The following is a 1,510-nucleotide window of genomic DNA, read 5'->3' on the forward strand; positions in this document are numbered from 1 at the left end:
ACTTCCGACATGGTCGTCAGGCCGCGGTTGGTCAGCTCTTCGGCCTTGATCGTGGTGAGCGGGAGGGCGTTCTCGGTGGCGAGGCGCTTGATCGAGGAGCCCGTCACTTCGACGCGCTGCATCGGGGCTTCCTGGGCGGCGGCGTTCGTCAGGGTGAGTACCGCCAGGGCGACGGCGGACAGGATGAAGCGGGGTTCGGCCATGCGTGGGCCGGTGGTGTGCTGTTTCACTACGTGTCTCCTGCGTGTGATCGTCAACGCGTCCGGGTGTGTCCCCCGGATCGCTCGAATGGATACCTCGCGTATCCCTGCCGCTGCAGCGAAGGCCGGTTGGCCGAGGTTGCAAACGGTCGATTACAGCCGCCATCTGCCCGTGATTTTTCTCCCGCGGACCTGTGGCGCGCCTGGAGGCAATGCCTCTGGCGATTTATTTATGTGTACCAATTGTACTTTGGTCTGACCAGTTGTGCAATCTGGACGAGCCAGTTATTTTTTCGGTCTGAACGGGAGGTGAAAGCGGTTCTGCCAACGGCAGAAAAAGAGTGCGCAAGATGTTTCTTGGCGGATTGTGCGAGGGAGATTGAGGCGCCGAACAGAGTCGGCGGATACGGCCGCGCGAACGGCGGCCGGAGGCTGGCTGGCGGCGTGTTCGGCCGCGCGCTCAGCGGCGCGCTCAGCCGCGTGAAAACGTCCGCGTCACGCGGTCGAGGTGGGCGCGCATCGCGGTACGGGCGCCGGCCACGTCGTGCGAAGCGATGGCGGAGAAGATGTTGCGGTGGTCGAGCAGGGTCTGCTGGCGCAGTTCCTCGGTCTGGAAGTGTTCCTTCAGCTTGTGCCAGAGCGAGCCGCGCTGGCTCCACAGGTATTCGATGACGCCGACCATGGCGCTGTTGCCGGTCGCGCGGGCGATCGCCAGGTGGAAGTTGCGGTCGGCCGACTCGTTGCCGCTGCGCTCTTCGTGATGCTGCTCCATTTCCAGCACGGCCACCAGGATGGCGTCGATCGCGGAATCGCTGGCGTGCTTGGCGGCGAGCGCGGCCACCTCGACCTCGATCAGGCGGCGCGCGGCCAGCACCTCGAAGGGACCGGGACCGGCGGTCGGCACCTCGGCCTGCGGCGTGGCCTGCTCGCTGACGTAGACGCCCGAGCCGCCGCGCACTTCCACGGTGCCGCCCAGTTCGAGCGCGATCAGGGCTTCGCGCAGCGAGGTGCGCGAGACGCCCAGCTTGGTGGCGAGGTCGCGCTCGGACGGCAGGCGCTCGCCCGGCTGGATGTTTTCGGCCCGGATCAATTCCTCGATCTTGCTGGAGACGACCCGGTACAGTCGCGGCTCGTTGGCACCGGCTTCGTTCGGAGCAGGGATCTTCTTCATGGTGCGGGTTCGTCCTGGAATGGTGGCGTGTTAAAAAACTAGTGGATCTTAGTTGGGCTGGGAGAATGTTGCAAGTGGACCAACCATATTTCGGCTCACGGGCATGCGTCCGAACGCGTGAAGTCGGGACTCCACACTA

Annotated in this window: 2 protein-coding genes; both read right to left on the reverse strand. The window is 64.8% G+C overall.

Annotation, left to right across the window (positions count from 1 at the left end; all coding sequences use genetic code 11):
* On the reverse strand, window positions 1-230 hold a 230-nt coding region (locus VF617_RS06745), incomplete at its 3' end, for a hypothetical protein (protein WP_331014109.1).
* Window positions 231-672: 442 nt separating this feature from the next.
* Window positions 673-1,371 (reverse strand): FadR/GntR family transcriptional regulator, encoded by a 699-nt coding sequence (locus VF617_RS06750; protein ID WP_193685676.1) that lies wholly within the window; start codon window positions 1,369-1,371, stop codon window positions 673-675.
* Window positions 1,372-1,510: the final 139 nt, after the last annotated feature.

Source organism: Sphingomonas sp. (assembly GCF_036388215.1).
Lineage (GTDB): Bacteria > Pseudomonadota > Alphaproteobacteria > Sphingomonadales > Sphingomonadaceae > Sphingomonas.

Coding starts and splice junctions, on each gene's coding strand:
- VF617_RS06750 (WP_193685676.1), bottom strand. CDS start 1,371: ATGAAGAAGATCCCTGCTCCGAACGAAGCCGGTGCCAACGAGCCGCGA.